Source organism: Synechococcales cyanobacterium T60_A2020_003, from assembly GCA_015272205.1.
In the GTDB taxonomy this organism is placed as follows: domain Bacteria; phylum Cyanobacteriota; class Cyanobacteriia; order RECH01; family RECH01; genus JACYMB01.
In genome coordinates this window covers 1-3414 of sequence record JACYMB010000137.1, presented here as the reverse complement: position 1 = coordinate 3414, position 3414 = coordinate 1, and the positions used below count along the sequence as shown (strand labels likewise).

Below are 3414 nucleotides of genomic sequence, written 5' to 3'. Positions count from 1 at the left end.
CATCCTGGCATTTTACGCCGCAGAGCGGCGGGGAATCGACCCGCAGGGATTGAAAGTGGATACTGACTCCTTGGTTTAGCCCAGTAGGTACACTAGCTACTGGGCTTTTGCTTTTGGGATCAATGAATTCGTTTTTAATTCGCTTTGCGCGGCTATCATCGGTCAATGTTTTATCTAACTTGATGGTGCCCTTGGCGGGACTCATGGATGTTGCCTTCCTCGGTCACTTACCGGAGTTGGCGAATTTAGCTGGCGTTGCTCTGGCAACCGTTCTATTTAACTACCTGTACTGGTCGTTTGGCTTTTTGCGGATGGCAACCACAGGGATGACAGCTCAAGCAGTCGGACGAGAAGACCCTGACACCGTTATTTTAATTGGCCTTCGCAATGCAGCATTGGCGATCGCCATCGGAACGGCGATCGCCCTTTTTCAAACCCCAATTCGTGACCTTGGATTTACCCTATTGAATGCCGAACCCGATGTGCGCCAAGCGGGGGAAGCCTACTATCAAGCGCTGATTTGGGCAGCCCCAGCAAATCTTTTAAGCTTTGTGCTCCTCGGCTGGCTATTGGGACAGGAAGAAGGATTGAAAGTGCTACTCCTATCGGCGATTAGCAACGGCAGCAACGTGATTCTGAATTACTGGTTTATTGTGCGCTGGGGCTGGGAAAGTGCCGGAGCTGGGCTGGCAACTGCCCTTTCTCAATGTGCGATGGCAGTTGTAGGGCTTTGGATCGTGTCTAGGAGTCAATCTTGGCCGCAGGTGCGATCGCTCCTGCCCAGAGTTTGGGATAAATCGGCCTTTCAAGAGGCGTTCATGCTCAACAACGATATTCTGATCCGCACCTTTGCCTTGGTGTCTACGTTTTCCCTATTTACTACCATTAGTTCAGGTCTCAGCACATTGGTTTTAGCCACCAATACCTTGATGCTTCAGGTCATTTCCTTTGCCGCTTATTTCATTGATGGGATTGCCTTTGCCACAGAAAGCTTTGCTGGGCAGTTCTGGGGGCAAGGGGAAACCCATCAACTTAAGCGTCTGCTGACATGGGCAGGTAGTTCCAGTCTGTTGCTTGGGATTGCCTTTGCCGCCGCATTTACGACCATGCCTAATGCTCTATTTGGCCTCCTCACCAACCACACGACGGTGTTGGACTCTATTCATGGCTTTGTATTGTGGCTGTATCCCGTGCTGGGGTTTGGGGCGATCGCCTACATGCTAGACGGCTATTTTCTAGGCTTAACCGCTGGTCAAACCCTGCGTAATGCCGCATTGTTATCCACTGGATTAGGATTTCTACCTGTCGCATCTTTGGCATGGCACTGGCACAGTGAACAAATCTTGTGGGGAGCCTTATCGCTCTTTATGGCAACCCGATGTTTGACCCTCGGCGCCTCTGTGCCCCGTACCCTGAAGCAGCTAAACGTAGATATAAAAAATCCCCAGCATCGCCGGGGATAGCAAATCAGGGTGCATCTACCACACTACTTTTCTAGGCTCCTAGACCGTATCCGGATGGTTTTCAATTCCCCATCCAAACAATCCACAAGGTATCCTCATTGGGGAGATCCCAGTTTTGTACGGGTAGTGCGAGCGTCCCGCTCGCGGGCAAGATGCCCGCACTCCAGACATTGATCAATTTGCAAATGTGGAATGCGCCCTCCTCATTGCTCTGTATTAGACGCATCAACATTAGAAATATCTACGGCTGGCACATCAGGAATCTCAACTCCAAATACTGTTTCCACAACGGGAATATTTTCCTGGCAAAACTGCATCGATCCTAGAAATGCCATAAAGCTAAGGTATTCGACTAATGCCTCCTGCTGTTCCCGGTTTCCTTCCCGGAATTCATCCAGTTCATCCAGTTCTAAAAAAGGCAAGCCAAAAAAGTTTTGTTCTACGGTCGCCACCATTAGATCCATAGGATTCTCAATTTCTTCCTTAGACAGAATCGAACACACCCCATGCACAACAATCAAATTATCACTGCCAACATCTTGCACAATGTCTTGAGTCAGCGGCGAGGTGATACTACCTGCTAGATTATTTAACTGCTCAGAAAAATTGTTGTCTTCTTGCGAAAACCCGTCTTCAGCGTCTTCGCAACCCGGTATCACAGGCAAGACCACTTCCGCCTCTTGAAATTGCAATAGGCGCAGGCGAAAAGCGGCCATGTCACCCCGATAACTGGCGGGCAACTCGTCCAGGGCTAAGAGGCGATCGCTCGCTTCTACCGCTGTGGCCCAATCTTGATTACAAACGGCATTTTGAAGGGCTGCCCGCTCTCCAATGAGGGCAATGGGGACATCGGGAACTTGCGCCCATCCGGCTATACTCCAAACTCCCACCAAGGTGAGACTTAGCCCAGCGCTCTGTAGATAACGGAACATTAGCCAACTCCACATATAACAGTGAGTGACGATTATGGTGCAAGATTAACACAAGATGTGGAGTGTGACGCCTTCTATTACAGGGCAGCAAGCAAAGCTCCCATCTTTTCAGCGGAGAGTGTGTTGATTTGCGCTCATTGAGTCCGCCTCACATCCTTCAAGTTCTCGTAGAATGGCCAACCCCTGAGAAATCCCCCTAAACATCAAATCATTGAAGATTAGTGCCCAGAGTTGGACGAATACCGATTTCAGACATTCCAGCTACAGATAAAAGGCCAAAATCCCTAACGCAGCAACGCATTTACAACTCAAAACTGAGAACTCAAAACTCAACATTGGTAAAAGGCGATCGCTCCTCTATCGTCGTGACTCCCATCACAAGAATTACCAGAATTCATCACAATTACAACGAAGGGATATCACCGCTAGCACTAAGTAGAATCACGGCTGGTCCTTAATTCAATCACTCTACAAATGGAAGCACCAAGCGATGATTAAGATATGAAATTTAGATGAATTGACTTCATCTAAAAGCAAGATTGCAAAACCCCCAATCGGGTGATTTTGAATGGTCTATCGTATGCGATGTTAAGTAATAAGTAGGTGACCCTAATTAAACGTAGGATGTGTTAGGCGTAGCCGTAACGCATCAAAGCCTTTGACAGCATGGGTTACGCTATCGCTAACCCATCCTACGAAGAGCTTTGTTTATTTACGACTATCTACTTACAAGCTGAGGTGTGCTACAGTTGCGGCTTTTGAGCGTCTCTCTGAACATCAACTGGATGAATCTCGGCAATTTATGCTGGCTTACTGGCAGCGTTTAGTTGACCTGGGGATGCCTGCTAGCGAAGCCCGCAAGGTAGCCCGCGCCGTCGCCCGATACCGCATGGCTAAACAATCAAAGCTCGCTGAACGTTTAGAAAAAGTCCGCACCCTCATTCCCACCTACTGGCGATCGCTCAATGAACTACCCCGCCGCAAGCGGACGGGGTATCAGAATCAAAAAAGAGCAAGTT

The 3414-nt window shown here is 48.8% G+C and carries 3 protein-coding genes; 2 read left to right on the top strand and 1 reads right to left on the bottom strand.

What is annotated here, in order from left to right; all coding sequences use genetic code 11:
- Positions 1-182 precede the first annotated feature (182 nt).
- The gene (locus IGR76_07070; protein MBF2078270.1) at positions 183-1463 is read left to right on the top strand and encodes an MATE family efflux transporter; all 1281 of its coding nucleotides are present in this window, start codon (positions 183-185) and stop codon (positions 1461-1463) included.
- Positions 1464-1666: 203 nt separating this feature from the next.
- Here the strand turns inward: IGR76_07070 and IGR76_07065 are convergent, their stop codons facing one another.
- Complete coding sequence (locus tag IGR76_07065; GenBank protein MBF2078269.1) at positions 1667-2395, bottom strand: hypothetical protein; 729 nt, start codon at positions 2393-2395, stop codon at positions 1667-1669.
- Positions 2396-3053: 658 nt separating this feature from the next.
- On the opposite strand from IGR76_07065, the gene IGR76_07060 reads away from it, so the two are divergent.
- The coding region (locus IGR76_07060) for a hypothetical protein (protein ID MBF2078268.1) at positions 3054-3414 on the top strand (361 nt) is incomplete at its 3' end.